General features: G+C 56.3%; 1 pseudogene. It reads right to left on the bottom strand.

Features of this window, described 5'->3' with window-relative positions:
* Positions 1-334 (bottom strand): annotated as a pseudogene (locus HMPREF2726_RS11085) (type IV secretion protein Rhs); the annotation flags it as partial.
* Positions 335-341: the final 7 nt, after the last annotated feature.

Raw genomic sequence — 341 nt, 5'->3', positions numbered from 1 at the left:
TCCAGGCGAGTTTGTCTTGGCGTTCTTTGGAAAGGCGGCGTCCGAACGGGTCGTAGGCATATTCCCAAATCTCGGTGTTGCCGGCGGGCTTTTTGATTTCGGCGCGGACGAGCTGGTTTTCGAGATCGTATTGGTAATATTGGTTTTCGCCATTGGGCAGCTGGCGGTAGATCAGGTTGCCCAATGCGTCGTAGGTGTATTCGATGCCGTTGTATTCTTTGAGGCGGTTGCCGCTGACAGGGTTAGGGTGGGCAGGTGATTTCAGACGACCTTGAGTTTGGGGGTCGTCTGAAATCGGGGCGGTCGTTTTGCCCTCTCCCCAGCCCTCTCCCACGGGAGAG

This window comes from Neisseria sp. HMSC074B07, from assembly GCF_001810355.1.
GTDB lineage: Bacteria > Pseudomonadota > Gammaproteobacteria > Burkholderiales > Neisseriaceae > Neisseria.
This window is presented reverse-complemented; position numbering and strand designations above follow the sequence as displayed.